This is a genomic window from Mycolicibacterium doricum, from assembly GCF_010728155.1.
GTDB lineage: Bacteria > Actinomycetota > Actinomycetes > Mycobacteriales > Mycobacteriaceae > Mycobacterium > Mycobacterium doricum.
In genome coordinates, this window is record NZ_AP022605.1 from 1,507,994 (window position 1) to 1,533,780 (window position 25,787).

30 protein-coding genes are annotated in these 25,787 nt (G+C 68.3%); 15 read left to right on the plus strand and 15 right to left on the minus strand.

Annotated features, from left to right (window positions below; genetic code table 11):
* The first annotated feature begins 20 nt into the window (after nt 1-20).
* The 3 genes from hflX (at nt 21) to G6N07_RS07535 (ending at nt 5,399) form a co-directional block, all read left to right on the plus strand.
* Nucleotides 21-1,436, plus strand: coding sequence for a GTPase HflX (hflX, locus tag G6N07_RS07525; RefSeq protein ID WP_099050218.1), 1,416 nt, complete (start codon nt 21-23; stop codon nt 1,434-1,436).
* Nucleotides 1,437-1,638: 202 nt separating this feature from the next.
* On the plus strand, nt 1,639-2,973 hold the full coding sequence (locus tag G6N07_RS07530; RefSeq protein ID WP_085190939.1) for a DEAD/DEAH box helicase: 1,335 nt from the start codon (nt 1,639-1,641) through the stop codon (nt 2,971-2,973).
* Between the two features lie 386 nt (nt 2,974-3,359).
* A complete protein-coding gene (locus G6N07_RS07535) occupies nt 3,360-5,399 on the plus strand; it encodes an LGFP repeat-containing protein (protein ID WP_085190937.1) in 2,040 nt (679 codons plus the stop codon).
* Nucleotides 5,400-5,406: 7 nt separating this feature from the next.
* Here G6N07_RS07535 and lexA read toward each other — a convergent pair whose 3' ends face one another.
* Entirely contained in the window at nt 5,407-6,099 is a 693-nt protein-coding gene (gene lexA, locus G6N07_RS07540; protein WP_085190936.1) for a transcriptional repressor LexA, read from the minus strand.
* Nucleotides 6,100-6,324: 225 nt separating this feature from the next.
* On the opposite strand from lexA, the gene G6N07_RS07545 reads away from it, so the two are divergent.
* Nucleotides 6,325-6,801 carry a LysM peptidoglycan-binding domain-containing protein gene (locus tag G6N07_RS07545; protein ID WP_085190934.1) on the plus strand — a complete coding sequence of 159 codons (477 nt, stop codon included), beginning with the start codon at nt 6,325-6,327 and terminating at the stop codon, nt 6,799-6,801.
* Nucleotides 6,802-6,963: 162 nt separating this feature from the next.
* Nucleotides 6,964-7,428 carry a transcriptional regulator NrdR gene (gene nrdR, locus G6N07_RS07550; protein WP_085190932.1) on the plus strand — a complete coding sequence of 155 codons (465 nt, stop codon included), beginning with the start codon at nt 6,964-6,966 and terminating at the stop codon, nt 7,426-7,428.
* A gap of 7 nt (nt 7,429-7,435) precedes the next feature.
* On the opposite strand, the gene G6N07_RS07555 is transcribed toward nrdR, so the two are convergent.
* From G6N07_RS07555 to G6N07_RS07565, 3 genes are read right to left on the minus strand one after another with little or no spacing between them, the layout of a single operon-like run.
* On the minus strand, nt 7,436-8,122 hold the full coding sequence (locus G6N07_RS07555; RefSeq protein WP_085190931.1) for a PhzF family protein: 687 nt from the start codon (nt 8,120-8,122) through the stop codon (nt 7,436-7,438).
* A 34-nt stretch (nt 8,123-8,156) separates the two neighbouring features.
* A complete protein-coding gene (locus G6N07_RS07560; protein ID WP_085190929.1) occupies nt 8,157-9,179 on the minus strand; it encodes an alpha/beta fold hydrolase in 1,023 nt (340 codons plus the stop codon).
* A 50-nt stretch (nt 9,180-9,229) separates the two neighbouring features.
* Nucleotides 9,230-10,231, minus strand: coding sequence for a proteasome assembly chaperone family protein (locus G6N07_RS07565; protein WP_085190927.1), 1,002 nt, complete (start codon nt 10,229-10,231; stop codon nt 9,230-9,232).
* 302 nt (nt 10,232-10,533) lie between these two features.
* On the opposite strand from G6N07_RS07565, the gene G6N07_RS07570 reads away from it, so the two are divergent.
* Nucleotides 10,534-11,229 (plus strand): DUF5642 family protein, encoded by a 696-nt coding sequence (locus G6N07_RS07570; protein WP_085190925.1) that lies wholly within the window; start codon nt 10,534-10,536, stop codon nt 11,227-11,229.
* Nucleotides 11,230-11,324: 95 nt separating this feature from the next.
* Nucleotides 11,325-12,374 (plus strand): DUF4192 domain-containing protein, encoded by a 1,050-nt coding sequence (locus tag G6N07_RS07575; RefSeq protein ID WP_085190923.1) that lies wholly within the window; start codon nt 11,325-11,327, stop codon nt 12,372-12,374.
* Here G6N07_RS07575 and G6N07_RS07580 read toward each other — a convergent pair.
* From G6N07_RS07580 to G6N07_RS07590, 3 genes are all read right to left on the minus strand, one after another.
* The gene (locus G6N07_RS07580; protein WP_085190921.1) at nt 12,371-13,063 is read right to left on the minus strand and encodes an iron-dependent transcriptional repressor DtxR; all 693 of its coding nucleotides are present in this window, start codon (nt 13,061-13,063) and stop codon (nt 12,371-12,373) included. The two genes, G6N07_RS07575 and G6N07_RS07580, sit on opposite strands and share 4 nt — an antisense overlap.
* 158 nt (nt 13,064-13,221) lie before the next feature.
* Nucleotides 13,222-14,211, minus strand: a complete 990-nt coding sequence (locus tag G6N07_RS07585; RefSeq protein WP_263858030.1) for a sigma-70 family RNA polymerase sigma factor — start codon at nt 14,209-14,211, stop codon at nt 13,222-13,224.
* Between the two features lie 117 nt (nt 14,212-14,328).
* Nucleotides 14,329-14,727 carry a DUF3099 domain-containing protein gene (locus G6N07_RS07590; protein WP_179959960.1) on the minus strand — a complete coding sequence of 133 codons (399 nt, stop codon included), beginning with the start codon at nt 14,725-14,727 and terminating at the stop codon, nt 14,329-14,331.
* 76 nt (nt 14,728-14,803) lie between these two features.
* Here G6N07_RS07590 and G6N07_RS07595 point away from each other — a divergent pair, with 76 nt between their 5' ends.
* Nucleotides 14,804-15,040, plus strand: coding sequence for a DUF3039 domain-containing protein (locus G6N07_RS07595; protein ID WP_085190918.1), 237 nt, complete (start codon nt 14,804-14,806; stop codon nt 15,038-15,040).
* On the opposite strand, the gene G6N07_RS07600 is transcribed toward G6N07_RS07595, so the two are convergent.
* Nucleotides 15,030-16,007, minus strand: a complete 978-nt coding sequence (locus G6N07_RS07600) for a YihY/virulence factor BrkB family protein (RefSeq protein ID WP_085190916.1) — start codon at nt 16,005-16,007, stop codon at nt 15,030-15,032. The genes G6N07_RS07595 and G6N07_RS07600 overlap by 11 nt on opposite strands.
* Nucleotides 16,008-16,084: 77 nt before the next feature.
* The gene (locus G6N07_RS07605; protein WP_085190914.1) at nt 16,085-16,276 is read right to left on the minus strand and encodes a DUF7455 domain-containing protein; all 192 of its coding nucleotides are present in this window, start codon (nt 16,274-16,276) and stop codon (nt 16,085-16,087) included.
* Nucleotides 16,277-16,429: 153 nt separating this feature from the next.
* Between G6N07_RS07605 and G6N07_RS07610 the strand changes: the two genes are divergently transcribed.
* Nucleotides 16,430-16,822: a DUF952 domain-containing protein gene (locus tag G6N07_RS07610; RefSeq protein WP_085190912.1), complete on the plus strand. Its 393-nt coding sequence runs from the start codon at nt 16,430-16,432 to the stop codon at nt 16,820-16,822.
* On the opposite strand, the gene G6N07_RS20695 is transcribed toward G6N07_RS07610, so the two are convergent.
* The 3 genes from G6N07_RS20695 to ppgK form a co-directional block, all read right to left on the minus strand.
* Nucleotides 16,810-16,932: a hypothetical protein gene (locus G6N07_RS20695; RefSeq protein ID WP_263858031.1), complete on the minus strand. Its 123-nt coding sequence runs from the start codon at nt 16,930-16,932 to the stop codon at nt 16,810-16,812. The two genes, G6N07_RS07610 and G6N07_RS20695, sit on opposite strands and share 13 nt — an antisense overlap.
* Nucleotides 16,933-17,409: 477 nt before the next feature.
* Nucleotides 17,410-18,900: an RNA polymerase sigma factor gene (locus G6N07_RS07620; protein WP_235849749.1), complete on the minus strand. Its 1,491-nt coding sequence runs from the start codon at nt 18,898-18,900 to the stop codon at nt 17,410-17,412.
* A 268-nt stretch (nt 18,901-19,168) separates the two neighbouring features.
* The gene (ppgK, locus tag G6N07_RS07625; RefSeq protein WP_085190908.1) at nt 19,169-19,978 is read right to left on the minus strand and encodes a polyphosphate--glucose phosphotransferase; all 810 of its coding nucleotides are present in this window, start codon (nt 19,976-19,978) and stop codon (nt 19,169-19,171) included.
* 123 nt (nt 19,979-20,101) lie between these two features.
* Here ppgK and G6N07_RS07630 point away from each other — a divergent pair, with 123 nt between their 5' ends.
* Entirely contained in the window at nt 20,102-20,947 is an 846-nt protein-coding gene (locus tag G6N07_RS07630; protein WP_085190906.1) for an inositol monophosphatase family protein, read from the plus strand.
* Between the two features lie 5 nt (nt 20,948-20,952).
* On the opposite strand, the gene cei is transcribed toward G6N07_RS07630, so the two are convergent.
* On the minus strand, nt 20,953-21,609 hold the full coding sequence (cei, locus tag G6N07_RS07635) for an envelope integrity protein Cei (RefSeq protein WP_085190904.1): 657 nt from the start codon (nt 21,607-21,609) through the stop codon (nt 20,953-20,955).
* Nucleotides 21,610-21,785: 176 nt separating this feature from the next.
* Between cei and G6N07_RS07640 the strand changes: the two genes are divergently transcribed.
* Nucleotides 21,786-22,088, plus strand: coding sequence for a DUF4193 domain-containing protein (locus G6N07_RS07640; RefSeq protein ID WP_085190902.1), 303 nt, complete (start codon nt 21,786-21,788; stop codon nt 22,086-22,088).
* Between the two features lie 2 nt (nt 22,089-22,090).
* Here the strand turns inward: G6N07_RS07640 and G6N07_RS07645 are convergent, their stop codons facing one another.
* Nucleotides 22,091-22,570, minus strand: a complete 480-nt coding sequence (locus G6N07_RS07645) for a DUF3093 domain-containing protein (protein ID WP_085190900.1) — start codon at nt 22,568-22,570, stop codon at nt 22,091-22,093.
* A gap of 25 nt (nt 22,571-22,595) precedes the next feature.
* Here G6N07_RS07645 and dut point away from each other — a divergent pair, with 25 nt between their 5' ends.
* Entirely contained in the window at nt 22,596-23,060 is a 465-nt protein-coding gene (gene dut, locus G6N07_RS07650; protein ID WP_085190898.1) for a dUTP diphosphatase, read from the plus strand.
* The gene (locus G6N07_RS07655) at nt 23,060-23,812 is read left to right on the plus strand and encodes a DUF3710 domain-containing protein (protein ID WP_085190896.1); all 753 of its coding nucleotides are present in this window, start codon (nt 23,060-23,062) and stop codon (nt 23,810-23,812) included. The genes dut and G6N07_RS07655 overlap by 1 nt, the downstream gene beginning before the upstream one ends.
* 70 nt (nt 23,813-23,882) lie before the next feature.
* On the opposite strand, the gene G6N07_RS07660 is transcribed toward G6N07_RS07655, so the two are convergent.
* On the minus strand, nt 23,883-24,596 hold the full coding sequence (locus tag G6N07_RS07660) for a hypothetical protein (RefSeq protein ID WP_085191165.1): 714 nt from the start codon (nt 24,594-24,596) through the stop codon (nt 23,883-23,885).
* A 148-nt stretch (nt 24,597-24,744) separates the two neighbouring features.
* Here G6N07_RS07660 and G6N07_RS07665 point away from each other — a divergent pair, with 148 nt between their 5' ends.
* Nucleotides 24,745-25,116 (plus strand): OB-fold nucleic acid binding domain-containing protein, encoded by a 372-nt coding sequence (locus G6N07_RS07665; RefSeq protein ID WP_059097201.1) that lies wholly within the window; start codon nt 24,745-24,747, stop codon nt 25,114-25,116.
* 56 nt (nt 25,117-25,172) lie between these two features.
* Entirely contained in the window at nt 25,173-25,787 is a 615-nt protein-coding gene (locus G6N07_RS07670) for a DUF3159 domain-containing protein (protein ID WP_099050224.1), read from the plus strand.

Consider the following 25,787-nt stretch of genomic DNA (forward strand, 5'->3'; position numbering starts at 1 on the left):
GTGCGAACCTTGATTCGCTCATGACGTTTCCCGAACTTCCCTCCCACCAGACGCCCAGTGCCGGCGAACTGGCGCTCGAAGACCGTGCATCTCTGCGCCGTATCGCAGGGTTGTCGACCGAACTGGCCGACATCTCCGAGGTCGAATACCGGCAGCTGCGCCTTGAACGCGTCGTCCTGGTCGGTGTGTGGACCGAGGGCAGCGCGGCCGCTGCCGAAGCCAGCCTCACCGAACTCGCTGCCCTGGCCGAGACGGCGGGCTCCGAGGTGCTCGAAGGCGTCGTCCAGCGCCGCGACAAACCCGACGCGTCCACCTACATCGGCTCCGGCAAGGCCGCCGAACTGCGCGAGATCGTGCTGTCCACCGGAGCCGACACGGTCATCTGTGACGGTGAGCTCAGCCCTGCCCAGCTGACCGCACTGGAGAAGATCGTCAAGGTGAAGGTCATCGACCGAACCGCCCTCATCCTCGACATCTTCGCCCAGCACGCCACCAGTCGCGAGGGCAAAGCCCAGGTGTCGCTGGCGCAGATGGAGTACATGCTGCCTCGGCTGCGTGGCTGGGGGGAATCGATGTCACGGCAGGCGGGCGGCCGTGCCGGCGGCGCCGGCGGCGGCGTCGGCACCCGCGGTCCCGGTGAGACGAAGATCGAGACCGACCGTCGCCGCATCCGGGAGCGGATGTCGAAGCTGCGGCGCGAGATCAAGGACATGAAGAAGATCCGCGACACCCAGCGCAGTGGGCGGCGCCGCACCGAGCTGCCGTCGGTCGCGATCGTCGGCTACACCAACGCGGGCAAGTCCAGCCTGCTCAACGCGCTGACGGGCGCCGGCGTGCTGGTGGAGAACGCGCTCTTCGCCACGCTGGAACCGACGACGCGGCGAGGCGAATTCGACGACGGTCGGCCGTTCGTGCTGACCGACACCGTCGGCTTCGTGCGACACCTGCCGACGCAGTTGGTCGAGGCCTTCCGGTCGACCCTCGAAGAGGTCGCAGACGCCGACCTGCTCGTCCACGTCGTCGACGGCTCGGATGCCAACCCGCTGGCACAGATCAGCGCGGTGCGCGAGGTGATCGACGAGGTCATCGCCGAACAGAACGCCAAGCCGGCGCCGGAATTGCTGGTGGTCAACAAAATCGACGCAGCTGACGGGCTCTCGCTGGCACATCTGCGCAGCGCTCTGCCCGATGCCGTGTTCGTCTCGGCGCGCACCGGGCAAGGCTTGGACCGGCTATCCGCCCGGATGTCGGAGCTCGTCGAATCCACCGACGTCACCGTCGACGTCACGATTCCTTACGAGCGTGGCGAACTCGTCGCCCGCGTCCACGGGGAGGGGCACGTCGACGCCACCGAGCACACCACCGATGGAACGCGCGTCAAAGCGAGGGTGCCGGTAGCCCTCGCGGCGGCCCTGCGAAATTTCGCCACCTTCTGATGCGCTAGACTATGCCAGCGCCGGCGTCACCGAAACCGACGACGGCTCGTCGTGGAACGCTTACCATCGCGTCCGGCTCAAGCTCTTCTCGCGGCGATCGATGTTGCCAACCGGCAATCTCGCCACCTGTGTACCCATCACCTGTGCCCTGCAACGGCGCTGCGCGGGGTACGCGACACTGCCCTGAAAGGCAAACACCTGCATGACAACTGCACAATCATTCGCCGACCTCGGTGTGCGCGGACCGCTGCGCCGTGTTCTGGAGAACCGCGGCATCGACAGCCCGTTCCCGATCCAGGCCGCGACGTTGCCCGACAGCCTGGCCGGCCGTGACGTGCTCGGACGTGGGAAGACGGGCAGCGGTAAGACCCTGGCGTTCTCGCTGCCGCTGGTGAGCCGGCTCGCCGATACCAAGCGGCGTTCGTCGCGCCCCTCTGGCCTGGTGCTCGCACCGACCCGTGAGCTGGCCACCCAGATCTCCGCGGTGCTCCAACCCCTTGCTGCGGCATACGATTTGAAGGTCGCCACCATCTTCGGTGGCGTTTCGCAGAATCCACAGGCCGCGGCGCTGCGGGCCGGTGTCGACATCGTCGTCGCCTGCCCCGGACGGCTCGAAGACCTGATGCGCCAGCGGATCATCTCGCTGGACAGTGTCGAGATCACCGTCCTCGACGAGGCCGACCACATGGCCGACCTCGGCTTCCTGCCCGGCGTCACACGCATCCTGGCCGCCACACCAGCAGGCGGTCAGCGGCTGCTGTTCTCGGCGACGCTCGACAACGGCGTCGACAAGCTGGTGCGCCGCTTCCTGCGGGAGCCCGTCACCCACTCGGTGGACGAGGTCAACGCGCCGCCGCCGGCCATGACCCACCACGTGTTCCACGTGGCCGGTGCCCACGAGAAGAAGGCGCTGGTGCACACGCTGGCCGCCGGGTCGGGACGCCGAATCCTTTTCATGCGCACCAAACATCAGGCCCGCAAGCTTGCCCGTCAGCTCACCGAGTCCGGTGTGCCCTCGGTCGACCTGCACGGCAACCTCTCGCAGAACGCCCGCGAGCGCAACCTCGCCGCCTTCTCCTCCGGTGACGCCAGGGTGCTGGTGGCCACCGACATCGCGGCCCGTGGCGTGCACGTCGACGAGGTAGAACTCGTGGTGCACGTCGATCCGCCGGTCGAGCACAAGGCGTATCTGCACCGCTCCGGCCGCACCGCGCGCGCCGGCAGTGCGGGTGACGTCGTCACCGTCGTGCTGCCCGAGGAGCGGCGGGACACCGCCGCGCTGCTGCGGCGGGCCGGTATCAACGTCGCACCCCAGCAGGTCGGTGCCGATTCACCGTCGGTCGCCGAACTGGTCGGCGAGGTCGCGCCGTATCGCGCGCCGGCCATGAAGGCCGTCGAGCAGCCCCGCGCCGCCGCTGACCGTCCCCGCAGGCGTTCGAAGCCGCAGGGCCACGGCGAGCGGCAGGGACGCCCTCAGGGCGGCGGCGACGGTACGCGCTCGCGCGGCCCGCGCCGACGTCCGCAGGCCGCCCGCTAGCCGTCGTTCAGCACTGCCTGGCTGCGCCCGAGTTGGACGAATGCCGCGAAAAGGTCCATTCGGGGCGCCACCGATGTGGTGTCACCGGACAAGATCGCGGTGTCCAAGCCGTCCACAGTGGGTGAGGCTGGTCTGGCGGAAAGTCTAGGGCTGCCCGACGCCGCACCTTCCACCGCGCACCTTCCACCGCGGGCGGCCCGCTCAGCCCTCAAGGCGCCAGGGGAACACGATGTCGGCGCAGCGGCGGAAAAAACCTTCACATTGGTGGGATTTGCAAGTAACTTCCCGAAATTCGCCTGTCGTGCCCGCGAAATGGACGTCGGCTGTCACAAGATTGGCTGACGCGATACTTTCGAGACACTTTCGCGCCGAATACGGGAGGTTCGATGAACGGGCGGCGAACCCTGCTGCACACGGCGCTGGTGCGCGTGACGGCCGGTCTGGCGGTGGGGGTGGCGGGTCTGTTCTGGGCGCCTCTGGCGACGGCTGACCCGGCCACCGAGGCCAACGACGCGATCACCGCGGCCTACGACGGCAGCGGTGGTATCACCGGTCCGCTCGGCGTGCGTCAAGGCGGCATCTATCCCGTCGGCGAGGGTTTCGGCCAGAACTTCGCGGCGGGCAAGATGTTCTTCACCCCGGCCACCGGCGCGCACTGGATGCAGGGCGCCGTCCTCGAGAGGTACGAGTCGCTCGGCGGACCGGCGGACGGTGACCTCGGCTTTCCCACGATCGACGAGGGTCCGGGCCGGGTCGGCCCGGACAGCCGGAACGTCACCTTCTCGGCCGCGGACAAGCCGGTGATCTTCTGGACACCGGGGACCGGTGCCCGCGTCGTGCGCGGTGCGATCAACGCCGCATGGGACCGGCTGGGCGGGTCGGCGGGCGGGCTCGGCGTGCCCGCGGAGGACGAGGTGTACCGCGGCGACGTGGTGTCCCAGCAGTTCACCGGCGGACAGCTGTCCTGGAACCGCACGGACAAGACTTTCACGACGGTTCCACCCGAACTCGCCGATCAACTGAAGGACCTGCCGATTCCCGAGGACGCCACATCGGCCATCGCGGCCGCCCGGCGCGCCGCGGGCGGCGCCCTGGGGCCGCTGGGCGCCAAGGACGGGCCGCAGTACGAGATCGGGGCTGGGGGAGTCGGCCAGAACTTCGTCGGCGGCAAGATCTTCTACACGCCGCAGACCGGGGCGAACGTGGTCACCGGTCAGGTGCTCGAGAAGTACGAGAGCGTGGGTGGGCCGGAGGGCGACCTCGGCTTCCCGACGAGCAGCGAAGCCGACGGTGGTCTGGGCTCCGACAGCCGCATCAGTACGTTCGCGGCAGAGGACAACCCGGTCATCTTCTGGACCCCGGATTACGGCGCCGTCATCGTACGTGGGGCGATGAACGCGGGGTGGTCGGAACTCGACGGCGCACAGGGACCGCTGGGCGCCCCCATGGCCGATCAGACGGAGAGCGGTGACGTCGTCACCCAGCGGTTCAGCGAAGGGGTGCTGTCCTACGACCGATCGACCGGCAGGTTCAGCACCGAGCCGGCGAACCTCGCCGCGCGGCTGGCCGGTCTCCAGGTGCCGGGCGAGGAGGTGCCGAAGGCTCCTGCGGAGCCGCAGTCGTCGGCGGCCGGTGGAGACGGCGAGTGGTTGAGCTGGCGGTGGAACTGGTGGTGGCTGCTGGCGCTGATCCCGGTGCTGCTCGTGGTCGGACTCGTCGCCGGCGCGCTGCTGTGGAACCGCCGTCGCGGCGACCGGGCCGGCCACTTCCGCGATGACGACGACATCGTCGACGACGCCGCCCGGTACCGGCCGTCCGGCCACGGGGTGTCTGATGCCGATGACGGCGACGAACGCCACGGCCGGTATCCCGGCGGGTACGGAGGACGCGACACGTCGGCGAACCCTTGGGACCTGCGTGACGAATCGGCCGAAGAGGCGGTCGAGAGGGTGGCGGCGGCGCGGGCTTCGGCGTCTGGCCCCGATGACCTGTTCGGTGGGCGGGACGATCTGGACTCGATCGACACCGCGCCGACGCGTATCGAGGCTGCGGTGAGCGACGAGACACGCGCGCAGTCCGCACTGGAGGAGCCGTCTCTACCCGCGCCCGCTGACGCGCTCAGAGCAGACACGACGGACGAGGAGCCGGTGGTGCCCGGCGGGTTCATGGCGGCGCCCTTCGTCGACGACGCGCCCAGCGGTAGACACGCGGCCATCGACATCGACGAGCCGGGCCCCGGCCGGACGGCGATCCAGCTGGCTGTCGACGGCTCCGATGAGCCGCCGGCGGGTTACCCGGTGAAGGCGGACACCAAGACGGGCCTCTACTGGGCGCCGGGCAGCCGCGGCTATGACGATGCGGTCGCCGAGATCTTCTTCCCAAGTGAGGATTTCGCGCGTACCAACGGGTTCGTGCGCGGCGCCTGAGCAGCCGTCAGATCTTGCGGATGACGGTGACGACTTTACCCAGCACGGCGGCGTCGTTGCCCAGGATGGGTTCGAACGCGGGATTGTGCGGCATCAGCCACACCTGCCCACGGCTGCGTTTGAAGGTCTTGACGGTGGCTTCGCCGTCGATCATGGCTGCGACGATGTCGCCGTTGTCGGCGACCGCCTGTTGTCGGACGACGACCCAATCTCCGTCGCAGATGGCGGCGTCGATCATCGAGTCGCCCACCACCTTGAGCAGGAACAGCGAGCCCTCACCGACGAGTTCGCGCGGCAGCGGGAACACGTCCTCGACCGCTTCCTCCGCCAGGATCGGCCCGCCGGCCGCGATCCGGCCGAGCACCGGTACGAACGTCGGTTCGGGTAGCGCATCGCTGCCGACGACATCGGTGGTAACCACCGGCGCGGCCGGCTGGTCGGAGAGGCGTACATCGACGGCCCGGGGCCGGTTCGGGTCACGCCGCAGGTAGCCCTTGCGTTCGAGCGTGCGGAGCTGGTGTGCCACCGAGGACGTCGACGTCAGTCCGACAGCGTCGCCGATCTCTCGGATGCTCGGGGGGTAGCCGCGGCTGGTCACCGAGGCGCGAATGACCTCCAGAATGGTGCGTTGTCGCTCGGTCAGGCCGGCGTCTGTGCCGCGGCGCCCGCCGGTGCCGGTTTCGCTGCTGTCGTCGATCATGGGGCTGAATCTAGTCTCCCGACCTCCGATGATCAAACATTTGTTCGACGCATGTCGCGCCGGATCCCCGGGGCGGCAACGGCACCGATGTAGCGGCAACGGCACCGATGTACTTGTCGGACCCTTCACTTATCGTCTGCAACAGTTCGATCACACGTTCTACCATCGAACATACGATCGACTATATTCGAACACACAGGCGATTACCACAGGAAGGGCGCGCGCATGACGATCCTCGAAGTGAGGCAGACCCCGCAATATCCGGCCGCACGCGGTGTGCGCCGGGCGTCGGATGTTCGGCGGCCGGGCACTCGGCGGCCGGGCACTCGACGGCCGGGCGCGGGTCGTCCCGCCGGTGCCGCCCTGCGGCACCGGGGCACCGGGGTGCTCATCTCCCGCGCGTCGCATCGCCGCCGCCCCGTCACGCCCGCGACGACAGTGCTTCTCGCGCTGGTGGCCGCCGGGATCACCGTGTGGCTCGGGCTGGTCGCCAACCTGGGCGGGGTGGCGCGCCAGCAGGACTCGGTGCCCGCGGAACTGGCGGTGGTGCAGGTGCAGGGCGGGGAGAGCCTGCATCAGGTCGCGCAGCGGGTCGCCCCGGACGCCCCGATCGGTGCTGTCGTCGAGCGGATCCGTGAACTCAACGAGCTCGACTCGGCGGCGATCGATGCCGGCCAGATGCTGATCTCCCCTGTCGGCTGACGGGTGCCGTGGACAGGGGGATTTCGGTGCTGGGCCCCCACGCTGCTCCCGGCGCCGCATGTCGGGTGGCCACCGACCCGAGCCGTCGGCGGCGAGGATGCCATCCGGGTACGCTCGGAGAGGTTCGAAAGGCGTACCCGGCGGTTTGGCGAAGGAGCGGTGATGCACTGTCCGTTCTGTCGTCATCCCGATTCGCGTGTCGTCGACTCTCGGGAGACCGACGAAGGTCAGGCCATCCGGCGCCGCCGCTCCTGTCCGGAGTGCGGCCGGCGGTTCACCACGGTGGAGACCGCGGTGCTCGCGGTCGTCAAGCGCAGCGGTGTGACAGAACCGTTCAGCCGAGAGAAGGTCATCAAGGGTGTCCGCCGGGCGTGCCAGGGGCGCCAGGTCGACGACGACGCGCTCAATCTGCTCGCCCAGCAGGTCGAGGACGCGGTCCGGGCGACCGGTTCCCCCGAGGTACCCAGCCACGAGGTGGGTCTGGCGATCCTCGGTCCGCTGCGTGAGCTCGACGAGGTCGCCTATCTGCGGTTCGCCTCGGTATACCGATCCTTCGAGTCCGCAGCCGATTTCGAACGCGAGATCGAAGCTTTGCGCGCCCACCAGGACGTCACGCGGTCGGGCTGACCGGGAATCAGTCCAGGCGACGCCTGCTGTCGGCGATGACGCGGCCGGCGATGCTGACCCAGCCGTCGGGGCTCCATGCGGTGTGGATCACCGAGCCCTTACCCTGCACGATCGTCAGATCGCGGCTGAGGTGATCGGTGATGCGCACCGCCGCAGCTCCGGTCGCCTCATCTTCGGGCACTCCGAGACCCGGGGCGAACATACGCGCTCGAATGTGTCCGGCGCCGCGGTCGGTCCAGGTCCACAGGTAGTGATGGGCGTCGTCGGGATAGTCGCCGGGGTCTGCGGCGGCCAACGCCTCGCGGGACTGCAGGTCGTGGATCGCAAACTCCGGCGCCCAGTCGGAGCGCGCCCTGACCACAGTCAGGTGGCCCTCGTAGCGGACCTGGACGATTCCGGCCGGGACCTGCAGGGTGCGCACTGGCAGCCTGTTCTCGCGAAGCCACCACGACGCACCGACGGTGGGATGCCCGGCGAACGGGAGTTCGGTGGCGGGGGTGAAGATCCTGACGTGCGCCGTCGTGGCACCGGCCTGCGGGATATCCACGAAAAGGGTCTCGCTGTAACCGAGTTCGCGAGCGATGCGCTGCCGGTCGCCGGGATCCACGGTCGCCGCGTCCACGACGCCGAGCGGGTTGCCGTGGTTCCCTTCTGAGTCGGTGAAGACGCGCAAGGCCTGGACATCGATGGCCATCGGCCGATCATACGTGTTCGCCGGCGCTGGGCGCTCAGGTAGCGCTGCGTTCGTCGCCGCCCATCGCGTCGAGCACTGCGACCCGCGTGTCGACGGACCCGCTGATCGTCGATTCGCTCAAACCCGTCCGCAACAACTGGCGGAGCAGGTCCTGGTCGTGGGCCGCCGGCTCACTGGAATCGATGAAGCGCTCGACGGTTTCGACGAACCGGTCCGGGTCGTCGTGGAACGGGAAGTGTCCCGAGCCCTCGAATACCTCAAGCCGCGACCCGGGCATCGCCGCGTGCGCCAGCCGGGCGTGGCTGACCGGGATCACCGAATCGTGGCTGCCCCAGATGAGCTGGACGGGAACCGATTCGGTGAGATAACAGCGGTCGAGCATCGTGACGACCTGACCACGCCAGTCCACCACGGCGCGCAGGGTCCTCGCGAAAGCCGACGACGCCGTCGGTTCGGGCAGGTCGGCGAGGATCCGCATCATCTCGGCGAGGTCGCGGCCCATCTTGGTGGTGCCGAGCACCGTGCCCGCGACGCGCCCGGCGCACTGCAGCGTCGGCAACACCAGCGGCAGTCGCAGCAGCGCAAGCGCCTCACTTCCCATCGGCAGGGAGGCCACGCGCAGTGCGATGTTGACGTCCTTGGTCACCCCGCCGGCGGCCACGAGGATGAGGCGGTCGACGAACTGGGGGAACTGGTAAGCGAACTGCATCGCCACCCCGCCGCCCAGGGAATGGCCGACCACGGTCACCCGGTCGATGTCGAGAACGCTCAGCAGATCCCGCATGCCGTTCGCGTAGGCGGCCACCGAATAGTCCGCCCGAGGTTTGTCCGACTTGCCGTGCCCGAGCAGGTCCGGCGCAATGACGGTGAAACGCTGTGCGAGTTTGGGCTGCACGGTGCCCCACGTCGTGGAGTTGTCACCGATGCCGTGGATCAGCAGGATCGCCGGGCCGTCACCGGCGATCCGGAAAGCCCGGCGATATCCGTGGATGGTGCGGTACTGCAGCTTCGGCGTCAGATCCCGCACCGGATGAAGGTTGGGTGTGCGGTCAGTCATGGCGCCAACCTCATCATCGGGCCGGAGTGCTCCGGCGGCGTGCGGTGTGCTCAGCTACGGTCCTCGCCGTCGGAGAAGCCGTCCCGGTACCGGTCCTCTTTGTCCTTCTCGCCTGCCTGCTGGGCGAGGAACCGTTCGAATTCGGCGCCGAGTTCGTCACCGCTGGGGAGGTCTTCGTCGTGTGCGAGCAGCGACCGGTTCTCCTGAGCGGCGATGAACGCATCGTACTGGCGCTCCAGTGCGGTCACCACTTGAGCAACCTCGACGCTGCCCTCGACCTGTTCGTTGATCTTGGCGTAGACTTCCGCGCCTGCCTCAGCGAGTGCGGTCAGCGGGATCTGCAGCGCCGCGGTCTTGGCGACCTCGGTGAGCAGGGCCTCGGCGGCCGGTGGATACGCTGTCTGGGACAGGTAGTGCGGCACGTACACGGTGTAACCGACCACCTCGTGGCCGTGCTGGGCCATCCGGAACTCCAACAGGTTCGATGCACTCGCAGGCACCTGCACCTCGCCCACCCACGGAGTGTGGTCGGCGATCAGTTCCTTGTTGTTTGAGTGCGCGGTAATCGCCACCGGCCGGGTGTGCGGCACCGCCATCGGAATGGAGCCCAGCCCGATGGTCTGGCGGACACCGAGTTGTTCGGCCAGCCTCCGGACCGCAGTGATGAACCGCTCCCAGCGCAGGTCGGGTTCCATTCCCGCCAGGAGCAGGAACGGCGTACCGACGCTGTCGTGCACGGCGTAGAGGTTCAGCTCGGGTTCCTCGTAGCCCGAGAAGTGGTCGCTCTTGAACGTCATCAGCGGCCGCCGCGAACGGTAGTCGAGGAGTTCGTCGATGGCGAACGACGCAACAAGTTCGGTGTCGAGGCTGTTCTTGAGGTGCGCGATGGACAGCCGTACCACCTGCCCCGCATCCGAGAAACCCTCCAGTGCATGGAGCAACACCGGTCCTCGTCCGTCGGCCGCCGACAGCTGCGGAGCGGGGAATTCCAACTCGTACATGCCGGTCGGCTCGGGTTGATACTGCTCTGGGATGTCTGGATGGTCAGCCATCTCGGTTCGCCTCCTCGCCGCGGTGTCAACGCCTCTGCGACGTCCGTCGTGACCATAAGTGTCGCGCATTTTGCCGCGCCGGCTGCCGCGGGTACCGGTTCGCGGTCACGGTGCGAGTGGCACCGCACTCCACGCAGGGTGCCCGGATGGGTCTGTGCTAACCGGCGGTTTTGCCAGAACCGGCGGTGCCGCCAACAACGGATCGGGTCGTTGGCCGCGGCTTGTTCGCCGAGACCCATGTCCACAGCACGTGAACGGTCGCGCCGCGCGCCTTACCCTCGCGGTGGTCGCGCGGTGAGACGATGACCGCGATGAACGGCGTGCACGTCCAGGGTATCGGGGCACCGGGTGCGGTTGTGCTGGTGTGTGCGGTGCTGTGCGGATGTGTGCGCATGACCGGCGGCGCACCTTCACTGGACGCGGACGCGAGACCCGTCGTCCTCGCCGAGGCGCTCATCGAACCGTCCCGCTTCCCGCGGTCCTATGACGCGGCGGTCCTGGACCCACACGCCACCGCCGAGGCCGTCGCGAGCGTCGACGGTGTGCCCACGGGCGCCACCGTCGAACCGGCCGGCTGTGCGCCGCCTCCCGTCGGACTTGGCCCGCAACATGCGGTGGCCGCCCAAGGCGTTGACCCGGGGACCGGGGCCGCGCTCACCGTGATCCTCACCCGCGCCGACACCAAGCTGTCGACCCGACGCGACCAACTTGCGCGGTGCGCGTCGTTGACGGCCACCGCAGGCGAGGTGGTCAGCACCGTCGAAACCGTGCTGCTGGCCCCGCCGCCGGTGGACGCTGACGACTCCCTCGCAAGCCGGACCACGATCCTGCGGTCCACCGAGCCGGCGGTGCGGGTCCAGACACTGGGCGCCCAGATCGACGAGGCCCGGGTGACCGTCGCATGGCTAACCAACGATCTCGACGTCGAACCCGACACCGCCGCGCTCGACGTCCTGTTCACCGACGCCTTGCAGGCGTTGCGGCGCGCCGCACAGTGACACCGGTTTCCCCAACGGCGACTTCATTCACAGATGAGGCCGGCGCAGCCGTCGCGTCGACCGGACTGACGGCGGGGGCGGCCACTGTTCGAGGTATGACGACATCGCATACCCCCGACTTCGAACTCGACCGTCCGGGCACGCTGATCGCTGCCGTGCCCGCCGTCCTGGGCTTCGTGCCCGAGATGTCACTCGTGCTAATGACCATGGACCGGGGTGACCTCGGGTGCGTCCTCCGGATCGACCTGTGCGACGACATGGAGGAGCAGATTGCCCACCTCGCCGAGGTGGCTTCGGCGGGCCGGTCCGACGGCGCGGTGGCGGTGATCGTCGACGAGCACGGGTCGGGCTGCGGCCCGTGCAATGACGACTACCGGCAGCTGGCCGAGCTGTTGGCTGAACAACTCGCCTCCTGGGACATCGCGCTGCTCGGTGCGCACGTTGTCGACCGGGTCGCCACAGGCGGGCGGTGGCACTGCGCCGACGGTTGCGGCCGCGGCGGTGTGATCGAGGATCCGTCGGCCTCCCCGCTGGCGGTCGCAGCGGTGCTCGACGGCCGCAGGCTCTACACCGGTCGCGCCGAACTGCAGGCAGTGGTCGCTGTCGATCCGGTGCGGACCGCGGAACTGGCCGAGGTGATCGCGGCCGCTTCCGATCGGGTCGGCAAGATTCTGTCCGACGGCCAGGCCTGCGCGGTGATCAACGAGGCCCGGGCCGCAGCGGCACACGTGGCCGACGGCGGCGTGTTGTCCGACGAGGCGGCCGCGCGACTGGGCTGCGCACTGAGCGACGTGCGGGTGCGCGACACCCTGTTCGCGCTCGCGGTGGGGGAGGAAGCCGACCGGGCGGAGGCGCTGTGGGTGTTGCTGGCGCGCATTCTGCCCGCTCCGTGGCGCACCGAGGCGCTCGTGTTGCTGGCATTCTCCGCATACGCCCGCGGCGACGGCCCCCTGGCCGGTGTGTCGCTGGACGCCGCGTTGCGCATCGACCCCGTCCACCGGATGGCGGGCATGCTCGATCAGGCGCTGCAATCGGGACTTCGCCCGGAACGGATTCGCGAACTGGCCCTGACCGGCTACCGGCTGGCCGAGCAGTTGGGCGTTCGACTGCCGCCGCGTCGGCGGATCCGCCGACGCGCGGGCTAGACCTTCTCGACCTTCACGGCGTGGGCCATGTGGTGCGGCAACCCGACCTGTTCGTGGCCGGGAATGACGATGTTCACCCCGCCGTGGTCGGCCGACTCGACGGTGACGCGGGCGTTGGGCACCACGCCGGCGTCCTTGAGGCGTGCGATGAGTTCGGTGTCGCCCTGTACGTGTTCGGTGAGCTGGCGAACGACGACTGCGACCGGCATCCCGGCCGGCAGCTCGGTGAGCCGGACGAGGTTGGCAGACCCCGCCCGCGACAACGCCTCGAGTCCGAGTTCGGACAGCCCGGGGATCGGGTTACCGAACGGCGAAGTACTGGGGTCGTCGAGCACTTGCACGAGGCGCCGCTCGACGTCCTCGCTCATCACGTGCTCCCAACGGCACGCCTCGGCGTGCACTTCCTCCCACGGCAGTCCGATCACATCGACCAGCAACCGCTCGGCGAGCCGGTGCTTGCGCATCACGGCGATCGCCAGTGCTCGGCCCTTCTCGGTGAGCTCGAGGTGCCGGTCTCCGGCAACCTTGAGCAGCCCATCGCGCTCCATGCGGGACACAGTTTGGCTGACCGTCGGACCGCTTTGGTCGAGGCGCTCTGCAATGCGCGCACGCAGCGGCACCACGCCCTCTTCCTCGAGGTCGTAAATGGTGCGCAGGTACATCTCAGTGGTATCGACCAAGTCGTTCATTCGGCGCCTCTCAAGACCCGTTGTCGCGTTGAGTCTACCGTTGAGCCGCCTCATCGGCGGGCCTTCATCGGTGACCACCCGCACGGTGGATGTGGGGTCACGACCGGCGTGCCCGCCTCAGTGCTCCGGCGAGCACGGTGTCCTTCAGATGGTGTCGGTCAGCTGGCGTAGGAGCGCAGCCGGTCGGCGCGTTCGCCGTTGCGCAGCTTGGCCATCACTTCGCGCTCGATTTGGCGGACCCGTTCCCGGGACAGCCCGAAGAGCTTTCCGATCTGGTCCAGCGTGCGCGGCTGCCCGTCGTCGAGACCGAACCGCATCCGGATGACCTGCTGCTCACGCTCGTCGAGCGTTGCCAGGACGTGCCGGATGTCGGTGTGCAGCAGCTCCGAGATCACCGCGTTCTCCGCTGACATCGCCTCGGCGTCCTCGATGAAGTCGCCCAGCGGGGCTTCTTCGTCGCTGCCGACCGGCATGTCGAGGCTCACCGGGTCGCGGCTGTGCTCGAGCAGATCGGCGATCTTCTCCGCGGGAATGCCTGACTCCTCGGCGAGTTCCTCGTCGGTGGCTTCGCGGCCCAGGTTCTGGTGCATCTCCCGCTTGATCCGCGCCAGCTTGTTGACCTGCTCGACGAGGTGCACCGGTAGCCGAATCGTACGGCTCTGGTCGGCCATGCCGCGGGTGATGGCCTGACGGATCCACCATGTCGCGTACGTCGAGAACTTGAAGCCCTTGGTGTAGTCGAACTTCTCCATGGCGCGGATCAGGCCGAGGTTGCCCTCCTGGATGAGGTCGAGCAGCGGCATGCCGCGACCGGTGTACCGCTTGGCCAGCGACACCACGAGGCGCAAGTTGGCCTCGAGCAGGTGACGCCGGGCGGCTTCGCCGTCACGGACGATCGCGGCCAGATCCCGTTTGCGGCTCTCGCCGAGCCGCTTCTTCGTGTTCAGCAGATGCTGGGCGTAGAGCCCCGCCTCGATGCGCTTGGCCAGCTCGACTTCGTCGGCGGCGTTCAGTAGGGCCGTTTTGCCGATGCCGTTGAGATACACGCGCACGAGGTCAGCGGCCGGGCTCTGAGCGTCCAGATCGCTATCGACGCGGCTTGTGGTGGCATTTGCCATGACGGCCTCCTGATCAGCTCGTTCTGTCATGAGCCTCAACGTTCAAGTGCCGTCAGTAGTTCCCGGGTATCACCTGCTTCACACGTGTTGATCAGCGGTTTCTCGCGGACGTCCTGAGAATGTGCTGAGAATGGCCGGTCGCGCCGGTCAGCGTTGCGCGTCGGGGTCGTCGCCGACGACGTCCGGTTGCGGTGGGGTGCGGGTGCGCTGGTCGAGTGCGGGCCGTTCGGCTGTGGGAAACAACGGGATCCGCCTGTTGTCGAAGCGGCGGGGTTCCTCGGCACGCCTCGGCGGCCGGTCGTTGGCGATCAGAACGGCCATCCACGGCAGCGGGATCGACAGCGCCACTATGCCCAGCGAGACCAGGCCGTTCTCCCAGATGCTGTAGGCGACAGCGGCCAGGATGAGCGCGGGAATGCGGAACGACATCAGCGTCAGGTACTTCCGGACGCGGGCACGGTGCTGCTCCTCGTACGCCAGGGCCGCACGAGTGATCAGAACCGGCCGACCCTCATCGTCGAAACTCAGCCCGGAGCCGTGTTTCATACCTCCACTGTTCCACACCTCGGGCCGACAGTGCCGTCGCATTACTTGCCGAATGCCTGCCGGGCACAATGGACGTATGCAGACGCAGACCATCGAGCGCCCGGACACCGACGAACGCCTCGACGACGGGACGGACGACGACGCCCCCAAGTTCTTTCACTACGTCAAGAAGGACAAGATCGCCGAGAGTGCCGTCATGGGAACGCATGTCGTCGCGCTCTGCGGTGAGGTGTTCCCGGTGACGAAGTCGGCCAAGCCCGGTTCCCCCGTGTGCCCCGACTGCAAGCGGATCTACGAGTCGCTCAAGACGTAGCCGGCTCGTCCGGGGGGACCGGCGCAGCGGCGGGGGTGGCAGGGGATCCGGCGGCGGCCCTGCCCTCCAGCCAGCCCCATACCCGACCGGCATGGGTGGCCGGTGCCGGCCACTGTTCCTCGATGGCCGCGTTGAGTTCGGCGCCGATCATGATCGCGAAACCGAGGAAGAACGCGAACAGCAGGAAGGCGATCGGCGTCGCCAGTGCGCCGTAGGTGTAGCCCGTGCCGGTAATCCACGTCAGGTACACGCGTAGCCCGAGCGTCGTGACCAGGAAGACCACGGCGGCCAGGATGGAGCCCAAGATCAGCCGATGTGACGGCAGCGGTTTCGGCAGCGACACCCGGTAGAGGATGTTCACCATGATCATCAAGCTGACGAACAGCGTCGGCCAGTAACCGAAGCGCAGCGCCGGGTCCCAGTCGTCCGGGATGAACTCGGCCACCTTGCGCGGCCCGAGCGCCAGTAGCGGGGCCGTGGCGATCGCGAACACGAGCATGATCACGTACAACCCCAGCGCGTAGAAGCGCTGCCGGACCGGATGGCGCAGCGGCGTCTGATCATGCGCCTCGACGATCGATTCGACGAACGCCGAGATCGCCGACGACCCTGCCCACAGCGAGATGACGAAGCCCAGTGACACCACCTCACCGCGGGCGCCTTCGACGATATCGCGCACCGTCGGCTCGATGATCTCGTTGACCACGTTCGACGAGAAAAAGCTGTCGGCGGTGCCGATCAGCTGGTTCTCGATCGTCGGGAGGACATCCGGACCGAACAGCGGCGCGATGTGGGCCAGGCTGCCGAGCATGCCCAACAGCAGGGGCGGTAGCGACAACGCGCACCAGAACGCCGCCTTGGCCGACTCCGAGAATATCGAGTCATCCCAGCTCTTCGACAACGTCCGGATAACGACGGCCCGAACCTGGTGCCGGGAGGGTTCAACCGGGGACCGCTGGGCTGTCATGACCAGACCAGCATTACTGACGACGGGCGTGACCGCCCAGAAGGGCTACTGCCGTGGCGGGACGCCGTGGTGGTAACTCAGGCCTCGACCGGGCTCACCTCGAGGACAGCTGCGAGCTGGACCAGCTTCGTCTCGTGTTCATTGGCATGGTGCTGGCAGAACAGCAGTTCCGCGCCGGAGGGCAGCTTTGCGCGCACACGCGCTGCGGCACCACAGCGATCGCATCGATCAGCCATCGTGAGTTCGGGGCTGGTCAGAGTTGCGGTCATGGTCCCTCCGTTTCCTTCTCTGCGATCGGGCGGTTCACCCTCTCGCGTATCTCCACTCTGTCAGACGTATTCAGTTCCGGCCTTGTTCCCTAGGGGTTCACCGGTGTGTGGTGTCTCACGTCAACGCCGGTTTGCCGGAGGCAAGCTAGACCGGTGTACCCACATTCAGCCCCGAAACCACGTGTCCTCGTGCACTTGTGCACTGCGGCCGAGTGGCAGGCGATTTCAGCTGAAGGCGAACACCGGCCCGACGGGCTCGGAGGTGTCGGCTTCGTGCATCTGTCGACACCCCGGCAGGTGCACCTCCCGGCCAACCGGCTATTCGCCGGCCGGACCGATCTGGTGCTGCTCCACATCGACCCGTGCCGGCTGACCGACCCGGTTCTCTGGGAGCCCGGTGTTCCAACGGATCCCGGCGGGATGATGTTCCCGCATCTCTACGGACCGCTGCCCGCGACGGCGGTGACAGCTGTTAGACCGTATCGACCCGGACCCGACGGCACGTTCGCGCCTGTTGATCAGTCACCGTTCGATCAGTCGGTGTGAGCGTCGCCGTCGATCTCGACGTAGAGATCGGGCGAGATCAACGCCGACGCCACCGGCAACCATAGTCGCCACCGGCAACCATAGTCGCCACCGGCAACCATAGTCGCCACCGGCAACCATAGTCGCCACCGGCAACCATAGTCGCCACCGGCCGAATGTCCCGAACACATCCGCGTGTACCAACCCGCCTCACGCCACCGCGAGATGTCGGTGACGTACATGCGGGTGCGCACCACGTCCTAACGGGAGGCCCCCGCTTGAGCGAGCGCTAATGCATTGCGCCACAAAGCATCTCAAGTCTCGCACGACGATGTCGTTGCCGGCCTGGCCGTGCCGACCACCATGACACAGTTCCCCACAGCCGTACCGCGCGCTGAAATAGCCCACCGGCGCTTGGACCCGAACCGGATCCCAAGGGCGCGCGGCCAATGGACATCAGACCGGCTCGGCTTCGATGATCCACAGCGGAGTCGCGGTGTCGATGACGCGGATGAGTCGAAAACCGGCTCCGGCCAACAAGTTCGCACCACCCGTTGGGGCGGAGCCCTCGAAGGCTTCGGCGGGGATCAGTCCAGCTTCGGCGGGGATCAGTCCAGGTAGTCGCGCAGCACCTGGGACCGGCTGGGATGCCGGAGCTTGCTCATCGTCTTCGACTCGATCTGGCGGATCCGTTCGCGCGTGACGCCGTAGACCTGGCCGATCTCGTCGAGGGTGCGTGGCTGGCCGTCGGTGAGGCCGAACCGCAACCGCACCACGCCGGCCTCGCGCTCCGACAGCGTCTCCAGTACCGACTGCAGCTGGTCCTGCAACAGCGTGAACGAAACGGCGTCGACGGCGACGACGGCCTCGGAGTCCTCGATGAAGTCGCCGAGCTGGCTGTCGCCCTCGTCGCCGATCGTCTGGTCCAGAGAGATCGGCTCACGCGCGTACTGCTGGATCTCCAGCACCTTCTCCGGCGTGATGTCCATCTCCTTGGCGAGCTCTTCGGGCGTGGGTTCGCGACCCAGGTCCTGGAGCAGCTCTCGCTGGATGCGGCCCAGCTTGTTGATGACTTCCACCATGTGCACCGGGATGCGGATGGTGCGGGCCTGGTCGGCCATGGCGCGCGTGATGGCCTGACGAATCCACCACGTGGCGTAGGTCGAGAACTTGTAGCCCTTGGTGTAGTCGAACTTCTCGACCGCGCGGATCAGGCCGAGGTTGCCCTCCTGGATCAAATCCAGGAAGGCCATCCCGCGGCCGGTGTAGCGCTTGGCCAGCGACACCACCAGGCGCAGGTTCGCCTCGAGCAGGTGGTTCTTGGCGCGGTCGCCGTCGCGGCAGATCCACTGCATGTCGCGGCGCTGCTGCACCGGCAGCTTCTCGCCCCTCTCGGCGAGTTCGGCCAGTTTCTGAGTCGCGAACAGGCCGGCCTCGATCCGCTTGGCGAGCTCGACCTCTTCCTCGGCGTTGAGCAGCGCCACCTTGCCGATCTGCTTGAGATAGGCGCGCACCGAGTCGGCCGAGGCGGTGAGCTCGGCGTCCTTGCGGGCCTGGCGCAGCGCCTCGGACTCCTCCTCGTCCCAGACGAAGTCGCCGGAGGCCTTGTCCTTCTCGGACGGCTCGGCAATCTCGTCATCCTCGGTGGCGGGTGCGGCGGGCACTGCACCGCCCTTCGGGACGGCCTTGACCTCGGCGGCGTCGGTGTCGCCGCTGTCGGAGTCGTCGCCGCTGTCGGTGTCGTCGCCGGTGTCGAGGTCCTCGAGGTCGAGGTCGGCGTCCTCGACGTCGATGTCCGGTTCGGCGTCGAGGGTGTCGGCGCTGTCGAGGTCCTCGTCGACCAGGGCGTCGGCGGTGCCGGCCTCGGGCGCAGTGGACTTCTTGCCGCGACCATGTGGGGCGGCGCCGTCGTTCTTCGCCGGGCCGCGGGTCTTGGTCGCCGTGCCCTTGGCCGCCCGTTTGGCCGGCGCGGTGCCGTTCGCAGCGTTGGCCGCCGGGGCCTTCGCCGCGGCGGTCTTCTTCTTCGCGGGGGTCTTGGTGGCGGTGCGCTTCACCGGCTCATCGGTTGCCGGGCTTGCCTTTGTCGCTGCCACATACACCCTTTCGGTCTTACTGTTCCGGTGGGCACCCGACACCCAACAAATGTGGGGAGCAGGCACCAACCCGAAATGTCGGCTATGTCGAATGTCGGCGTGATCTCAACTCGGATATCTGCCGCTATTCGGTTGGCGGCCGCCGAAGTCCATTGTAACGACCCGAAGTCCAACGACCCGAAGTCCATTGTAACGACTCCATTGTAACGACACTGTGGGGCGACGCCGTGCCGAGCGCTTGAAAATCGACGCCCGGGCGAGCCGGAGGGCATAGTTACCGGTCGGTAGCTGTGACGTCCACCTCAGCGGCCATCGCGGCGCCGACAATTCCGGCGGTGTTCTGCAGCGCTGCGGCCACGACCGGTGTGCGGTTCTGCAGCAGCGGCACCCACTTGTCGGCCTTGCGGCTGATGCCACCGCCGGCGATGAACAGGTCAGGCCAGATGGCGTTCTCGATCGCCACCAGGACCGTGGTCACCTCGCGCGTCCAGCGTTCGTAAGTCCAGCCCTTGCGCTCCTTGACCGAGGAGGCGGCCCGGTGTTCGGCTTCCTTCCCGCCCACCTCCAGGTGTCCGAATTCGGTGTTGGGCAGCAGGACCCCGTTGTGGATGACGGCCGATCCGATGCCGGTGCCGAAAGTCAGCAGCACGATGACGCCGGTGTTGTCCCGGCCCGCGCCGAACCGCTCTTCGGCCAGCCCCGCCGCGTCGGCGTCGTTGAGCACGGTGACCGGTTGCCCGTCGAGGGCGACGCTGTAGATCTCCTGGGCATTGACGCCCAGCCACGACTTGTCGACGTTGGCGGCGGTGTGCACGACCCCGCTGGTCACCACGCCCGGGTAGGTCACGCCGAGCTTGCCGGTCCAGCCGAATTCCTTCACGACGGCGGCGATCGTCTCCGCGACGGCATCGGGCGTGGCGGGCTGTGGGGTGGGTAGTTTGAATCGCTCGCCGATCAGCTGTCCGGTGTCGAGGTTGACGACGCCGCCCTTGACGCCGCTGCCGCCGACGTCGACGCCGAATCCGCGGCGCGCGTCCCCGCCGGCGGCGTCCGGATCTGCGACGGGCGAATCGGTCGCGGTCATCAGCGCTCCTCACAGTGGCGGCCCGGCGGTACGCGTCCCAACACCTTAGTGGCTACCGGGACCCCGGACAGGGGTCGGGGCAACCCGCGGGACAATTTCGCTCCGACGTGATGCTATGTCGGGATGGACGACGACCCGGTGGTGTTGCGTGAGGTGGCCGAGCAGTTGGCCGCGGAGGCAGCCGAATTCGTGCGGGCCCGGCGCAGCGAGGTGTTCGGCGCCGGCTCCGGTGACACGCCCGCGGGTGCAGTGGCCGCTAAAAGCACACCGACCGATCCGGTGACCGTCGTCGACACCGAGACGGAGCGGCTGCTACGCCACCGGCTCGCCGAGTACCGGCCCGGTGAGCATATCCTCGGCGAGGAGGAGGGCGGCGCCGCCGACGCGGGCGTCGGCCAGCTGACGTGGGTCCTCGACCCGATCGACGGCACAGTGAACTTCGTCTACGGCATCGAGGCCTACGCGGTGTCGGTCGCCGTGCAGCGGGACGGCCAATCGGTGGCCGGTGCGGTCGCCGACGTGGCCGCGGCCGCGGTGTACTCCGCCGCGCTGGGACACGGCGCCCAGCTGCGTCGACACGGCACGGCGCGCCCGTTGCGCTGCAACGCGCCCGAGCGGCTCGCCATGGCGCTGCTCGGAACCGGATTCGCCTATGCGCCGGAACGCCGCCGCAGGCAGGCCGAGCTCCTCGTCGAGCTGATGCCCCGGGTGCGCGACATGCGCCGAATCGGGTCCTGTGCCCTGGATCTGTGCATGGTCGCGGCCGGACAGCTGGACGCCTACTACGAGGACGGCGTCAACGTGTGGGACTGGGCGGCCGGCGCTCTGGTCGCCGCCGAGGCGGGGGCCACCGTGTCACTGCCAACTCCCGCAGGCGCGGTCGGCGGGGCCGGGCTGGTCGTCGCCGTGGCACCAGGAATCGCAGCCGAATTCGACGATGCGCTGCGGGGCGTGGGGGTACTGCGCTGACGCGGTCAGCAGGTGCGGGTGTGGATGCGCTTGAGCAGTTCGGGGTCAGCTGGGGCGGTGGCGTCGGGGCGCAGGCTCGCCAGCACCGCGTCGATGTCGTCGCTGGCGGTCAGCTCGGCGAACTCCGTGCCGATCGCCAGATCGACGGTGGGGTCCGGCCGCCCGTCTTCGAACAGTTCGGTGCAGGGCGCCACCAGCCACACCGCGGCGGCGGCGGCACGCCCGGACGGGCCGAACCGGATCTGTCCCTGGCACTGCAGGCGCTCGGTCACGTAGATCGGGTCGTTGGCCGCTTCGGGCTGGGCGAATCCGAGATCGCGCAGTTCGCCGGCGATCTCGCCGGCCTGACCGCCCTGTCCGCTCGCGTTGAGTACCCGGATCCTGGTGTCGGCCAGTTTCGCCGGGGTGACGTCGATCATGTCGGTGTGCCCAACCTGCTTACCGAGAACCGGCGGCGGCGGCCCGGTGGCCGGTGCCGGTGGCGGTGGGTTGCAGACGGCGGCAGCGCGCACGTCGGTCGGCTGATTCAGGGCGATCACCCATACCACCAACGTGACGACCGCGAGTGCACCGATCGTGAGGAGGCCGGGCACATAGTTGCGCCGGCGGAAGGGGCGACCGTGTCTGTCGAACGCGGTGCCTTCGGTGATACTCGAAACCACTCATGCACTGTAGAGCGCCCCGCGCTGCTGCTCACTTGCGGTCGGTGCGCCGCGGGCGTAGGAGTGTGGTGTAAATCACAGCGGGATCGCGGCGGCAACGGGCACGAATCGTTTGGGGAAAGCGTTCGACGCTGGTACAAAGCACTGCTGCAAGGTTCACCGGAGGGGACAAGACGATGGCTACTGACTACGACGCCCCACGGCGTACCGAGACCGACGATGTCTCCGAGGACTCGCTCGAAGAACTGAAGGCGCGACGGAACGAGGCGCAGTCCGCGGTCGTCGACGTCGACGAATCGGAGACCGCCGAGAATTTCGAGCTGCCCGGTGCGGACCTGTCCGGGGAGGAACTCTCCGTCCGGGTGATCCCGAAGCAGGCCGACGAGTTCACCTGCTCCAGCTGCTTCCTGGTGCACCACCGCAGCCGGCTCGCCAGCGAGAGGAACGGCATGATGATCTGCTCGGACTGTGCGGCCTGAGCTCAGCGGCCCAGCGCGGACAGCACCCGTTCGGGGTGGCGGGTGCTCACCAGCCAGTAGGGCGTGGGGTCCTCGGGATCGTCGAGGACCAGCAGGATCATCGGACCCACCCAGGCCCGGTGCACGACATAGGCGGCGGGGTCGAGCTGGCGCCCGAGCGCCGCAGATTTCGCCGTCTTGGGCACCTCGGCCGATTTCGACACGACGCTGACCGGCAGGTGCGCGTCTGCGACCCACAGTTCGGTATCCCCGGCAGGACCGCCGACCACGCGGAGCTCGGCTCGGCCGAACCACGCGAGGATGACGGCGGCGACCGGCAGCAACACCGCGAACGGCACCCAGTCCGGCAGGGCTTCGACGCCCAGATTGACCTCGTAGGCGATCAGTGCCGCCAGCCCAAGTCCGGGCAGCCACCACCACCACGGCACCGAGAGCCGTTCGCGGTAGCGCACCGTTTGGGTGGTTGCACGCGTGTCGGACACGCGCCTCAGAGTAATCTGTGACGTCGTGTCCACCTCTCTGGCGGTCCTGCGTCTGGACCGCGAGCTACCAATGCCCGCAAGGGCCCATGACGGTGACGCGGGCGTCGACCTGTTCAGTGCCCGCGATGTCGAACTGGCCCCTGGGCAGCGGGAGTCGGTGCCGACGGGGGTCGCCGTGGCGATTCCCCATGGCATGGTGGGCCTGGTTCATCCGCGGTCGGGTTTGGCTGCCCGCGTGGGGCTTTCCATCGTCAACAGCCCGGGGACGATCGATGCCGGCTATCGGGGGGAGATCAAGGTGTCGTTGATCAACCTCGATCCACAGGCGCCGATCGTCATTCGGCGCGGGGACCGCATCGCCCAGCTGCTGGTGCAGCGGGTTGAACTACCTGAGCTGGTCGAGGTGACGTCGTTCGACGAAGCCGGACTGGCAGAAACCACCCGTGGCGAACGTGGCCACGGATCCTCCGGCGGACATGCGAGTTTGTGATGGCATTCGGAATACGCAAGAGCACCGGCGACAAGATCGGCGAGCCGGCCATGGAGCCGACCGCCGGACCCGTCGTCGAACCGGCGAGCGAGGAGGATGTCGAGGGCCCGTTCGACATCGACGACTTCGACGATCCGGAGGTGGCCGCCCAGGGGCGGCTGGACCTGGGATCTGTGCTGGTGCCGCTGCCCGCCGCGGGTCAGGTGCAGGTCGAGCTCAACGAGGCCGGCGTGCCCAGCGCGGTGTGGGTGGTCACACCCAACGGCCGCTTCACCATCGCCGCCTATGCGGCGCCGAAGTCCGCCGGGCTGTGGCGCGAGGTGGCCGGTGAACTGGCCGATTCGCTGCGCAAAGACGGCGCCGCGGTGACCGTCCAGGACGGGCCTTGGGGCCGCGAGGTGGTCGGCACGGCAACCGGGGTGGTGCGGTTCATCGGCGTCGACGGCTATCGCTGGATGATCCGGTGTGTCGTGAACGGGGTCGCCGAGAGCATTGACGCACTCACCGCCGAGGCGCGGGAAGCCCTGCGCGACACCGTAGTGCGCCGCGGCGACACACCGCTGCCGGTGCGCACGCCGCTAGCAGTCCAGCTGCCCGAGCCGATGGCCGCCCAGCTGCGGGCCGCTGCCGCCGCGCAGCAGGGGCAGCAGCCCGATCAGCAGCAGCCGCCCCCGCCTCCCCCGCAGCCCACCGCGCGTCGGAGCGCGCAGGGTTCGGCGATGCAGCAGCTGCGCACCATCACCGGCGGCTAGCTGGGGATCGCGGGCGGTCATCTGCCCGTGGCCGGCGACCTCCGCCAGCGTCGGCGTATCCCGGCCGGGGCTAGGGCAGCCGGTCGAACGCCTCGGCGAGCGCTGCCAGGCAGGCGACGCCGAGCACCGCGGGTTCGGCGCCCATTTCGTCGAGAGTCACCGTCCGCAGCGCCGCGCACGGCGCCGCGGAGACCCACTCCATCCCGACTTCCAACGGGTGCACCGGATCGTCGGTCGCCGCCGCCACACCCATCGGCACACTGAGCATCTCGAGTTGCGCACACGTCGGCGCGACGTAGGCCGCGGCCTCGTCCATCGCGTCGGGCAGCGCCGGCCACTGCGCCACCCATGACCGGGTGAGTTCCTCACCGACCCAGCGTGGGCTCGAGGCGCGCATCTGCGACGTCGCCGCCACCAGCCCGTCACGACGCAACACCTGCGCCGAGTAACGTGCCATCATCGCCGCCGGCGCCGCCACCGGCGACCCACTCCATGCCGGCAGGGCCGCCAGCACTGCCAGCGCAGCGTTCGGATTGGCCAGTGCCCAGTCGACGGCGACCGCCGCGCCGATCGACACTCCGCCGACCGCGACCGGCCCGGCGGAGGCGGCCTCCTCGAGCGCGTCGCGATACCCCTCGACCAGCCGGGCGGGCTGCGGGCGCGGGGTGACGACGACTGCCCCGACCTCGTGCAGAGCGGGTGAGAACACCCGGTAGGCGTAGTCGTCGTCGGACCCGGTTCCGGGTAGCAGCACCGTCGTCACACCACGCAGATCGACCGTCATCACATGATCGTGCACTGCCTGCGGGTCGGGTGCGGTGAGAACCGTGCGGCATGGTCAACCCCGCGTGGCATAAGGGAACCAACAGGTCTACCGTGGCGTTGGATTGAGTGCGGGTCCACGGTGGATCTGCGAAAGGTCAGGAGAGGCCATGGCCACGGCCGAAGGGTATCTGCGTCGGCTCACTCGACGTCTGACGGAGGACCCCGAGCAACTCGACGTCGAGGAGCTCAGCGATGAAGCCGCCCACACCGGCGCCCAGAAGGCGATCGACTGTCAGCGCGGGCAGGAAGTCACGATGGTGGGCACGTTGCGCAGCGTGGAGACCAACTCCAAAGGGTGCGCCGGCGGCGTCCGGGCCGAGCTTTTCGACGGCACCGACTCGGTGATGCTGGTGTGGCTCGGACAGCGGCGTATCGCGGGTATCGAATCCGGCAGGACCCTGCGGGTACACGGCCGGGTCGGCAAGCTGGAGAACGGGACGAAGGCGATCTACAACCCGCACTACGAAATCCAGAAGTGAGCGACCCCGCACCCGAAGCCGACAAGTCGACCGGCGCGCAGGCGATCCTCGCCCAGATGGGCGGCGTCAGTGGCCTCATCTATTCCTCGCTGCCCGTCCTCGTGTTCGTACCCGTCTCCTCCATCGCCGGTCTGGTGCCGGCGGTCGCCGCCGCGCTCGGTGTCGCCGCGCTCATCCTGCTCTGGCGCCTCGTGCGCAGGGACACCGTGCAGCCGGCGATTTCCGGGTTCATCGGGGTGGGCATCAGCGCGCTCATCGCCTACCTGGTCGGCGAGTCGAAGGGCTACTTCCTGCTGGGAATTTGGATGTCGCTGTTCTGGGCCAGCGTGTTCGCCCTGTCGGTGGTGATCCGGCGGCCCGTCGTCGGCTACCTCTGGGGCTGGATCAACGGTCACAGTGACGACTGGCGCGGAATGCGAACTGCGGTAAGGGCATTCGACATCGCCACGGCGACCTGGGTGGCGGTGTTCCTGTCCCGCTTCGTCGTCCAGCACCACCTCTACGGCGCCGACCAGACCGGGTGGCTTGGCGTCGCCCGGATCGCGATGGGATGGCCGCTGACCGCCGTCGCCGCGCTGGCGACCTACTTCGCCATCCGCAGCGCCCAGCGCGCCCTGCACCCCGCGGTCGCACCGCAGGAACACAGCACTGCAGACAGCCGGACGGACTGA

Excerpts from the sequence above, each read along its gene's own strand:
- hflX (WP_099050218.1), top strand. The coding sequence starts at position 21 with ATGACGTTTCCCGAACTTCCCTCCCACCAGACGCCCAGTGCCGGCGAA.
- G6N07_RS07530 (WP_085190939.1), top strand. The coding sequence starts at position 1,639 with ATGACAACTGCACAATCATTCGCCGACCTCGGTGTGCGCGGACCGCTG.
- G6N07_RS07535 (WP_085190937.1), top strand. The coding sequence starts at position 3,360 with ATGAACGGGCGGCGAACCCTGCTGCACACGGCGCTGGTGCGCGTGACG.
- lexA (WP_085190936.1), bottom strand. The coding sequence starts at position 6,099 with ATGATCGACGACAGCAGCGAAACCGGCACCGGCGGGCGCCGCGGCACA.
- G6N07_RS07545 (WP_085190934.1), top strand. The coding sequence starts at position 6,325 with ATGACGATCCTCGAAGTGAGGCAGACCCCGCAATATCCGGCCGCACGC.
- nrdR (WP_085190932.1), top strand. The coding sequence starts at position 6,964 with ATGCACTGTCCGTTCTGTCGTCATCCCGATTCGCGTGTCGTCGACTCT.
- G6N07_RS07555 (WP_085190931.1), bottom strand. The coding sequence starts at position 8,122 with ATGGCCATCGATGTCCAGGCCTTGCGCGTCTTCACCGACTCAGAAGGG.
- G6N07_RS07560 (WP_085190929.1), bottom strand. The coding sequence starts at position 9,179 with ATGACTGACCGCACACCCAACCTTCATCCGGTGCGGGATCTGACGCCG.
- G6N07_RS07565 (WP_085190927.1), bottom strand. The coding sequence starts at position 10,231 with ATGGCTGACCATCCAGACATCCCAGAGCAGTATCAACCCGAGCCGACC.
- G6N07_RS07570 (WP_085190925.1), top strand. The coding sequence starts at position 10,534 with ATGACCGCGATGAACGGCGTGCACGTCCAGGGTATCGGGGCACCGGGT.
- G6N07_RS07575 (WP_085190923.1), top strand. The coding sequence starts at position 11,325 with ATGACGACATCGCATACCCCCGACTTCGAACTCGACCGTCCGGGCACG.
- G6N07_RS07580 (WP_085190921.1), bottom strand. The coding sequence starts at position 13,063 with ATGAACGACTTGGTCGATACCACTGAGATGTACCTGCGCACCATTTAC.
- G6N07_RS07585 (WP_263858030.1), bottom strand. The coding sequence starts at position 14,211 with ATGACAGAACGAGCTGATCAGGAGGCCGTCATGGCAAATGCCACCACA.
- G6N07_RS07590 (WP_179959960.1), bottom strand. The coding sequence starts at position 14,727 with ATGAAACACGGCTCCGGGCTGAGTTTCGACGATGAGGGTCGGCCGGTT.
- G6N07_RS07595 (WP_085190918.1), top strand. The coding sequence starts at position 14,804 with ATGCAGACGCAGACCATCGAGCGCCCGGACACCGACGAACGCCTCGAC.
- G6N07_RS07600 (WP_085190916.1), bottom strand. The coding sequence starts at position 16,007 with ATGACAGCCCAGCGGTCCCCGGTTGAACCCTCCCGGCACCAGGTTCGG.
- G6N07_RS07605 (WP_085190914.1), bottom strand. The coding sequence starts at position 16,276 with ATGACCGCAACTCTGACCAGCCCCGAACTCACGATGGCTGATCGATGC.
- ppgK (WP_085190908.1), bottom strand. The coding sequence starts at position 19,978 with ATGACCGCGACCGATTCGCCCGTCGCAGATCCGGACGCCGCCGGCGGG.
- G6N07_RS07630 (WP_085190906.1), top strand. The coding sequence starts at position 20,102 with ATGGACGACGACCCGGTGGTGTTGCGTGAGGTGGCCGAGCAGTTGGCC.
- G6N07_RS07640 (WP_085190902.1), top strand. The coding sequence starts at position 21,786 with ATGGCTACTGACTACGACGCCCCACGGCGTACCGAGACCGACGATGTC.
- G6N07_RS07655 (WP_085190896.1), top strand. The coding sequence starts at position 23,060 with ATGGCATTCGGAATACGCAAGAGCACCGGCGACAAGATCGGCGAGCCG.
- G6N07_RS07660 (WP_085191165.1), bottom strand. The coding sequence starts at position 24,596 with ATGACGGTCGATCTGCGTGGTGTGACGACGGTGCTGCTACCCGGAACC.
- G6N07_RS07665 (WP_059097201.1), top strand. The coding sequence starts at position 24,745 with ATGGCCACGGCCGAAGGGTATCTGCGTCGGCTCACTCGACGTCTGACG.
- G6N07_RS07670 (WP_099050224.1), top strand. The coding sequence starts at position 25,173 with ATGGGCGGCGTCAGTGGCCTCATCTATTCCTCGCTGCCCGTCCTCGTG.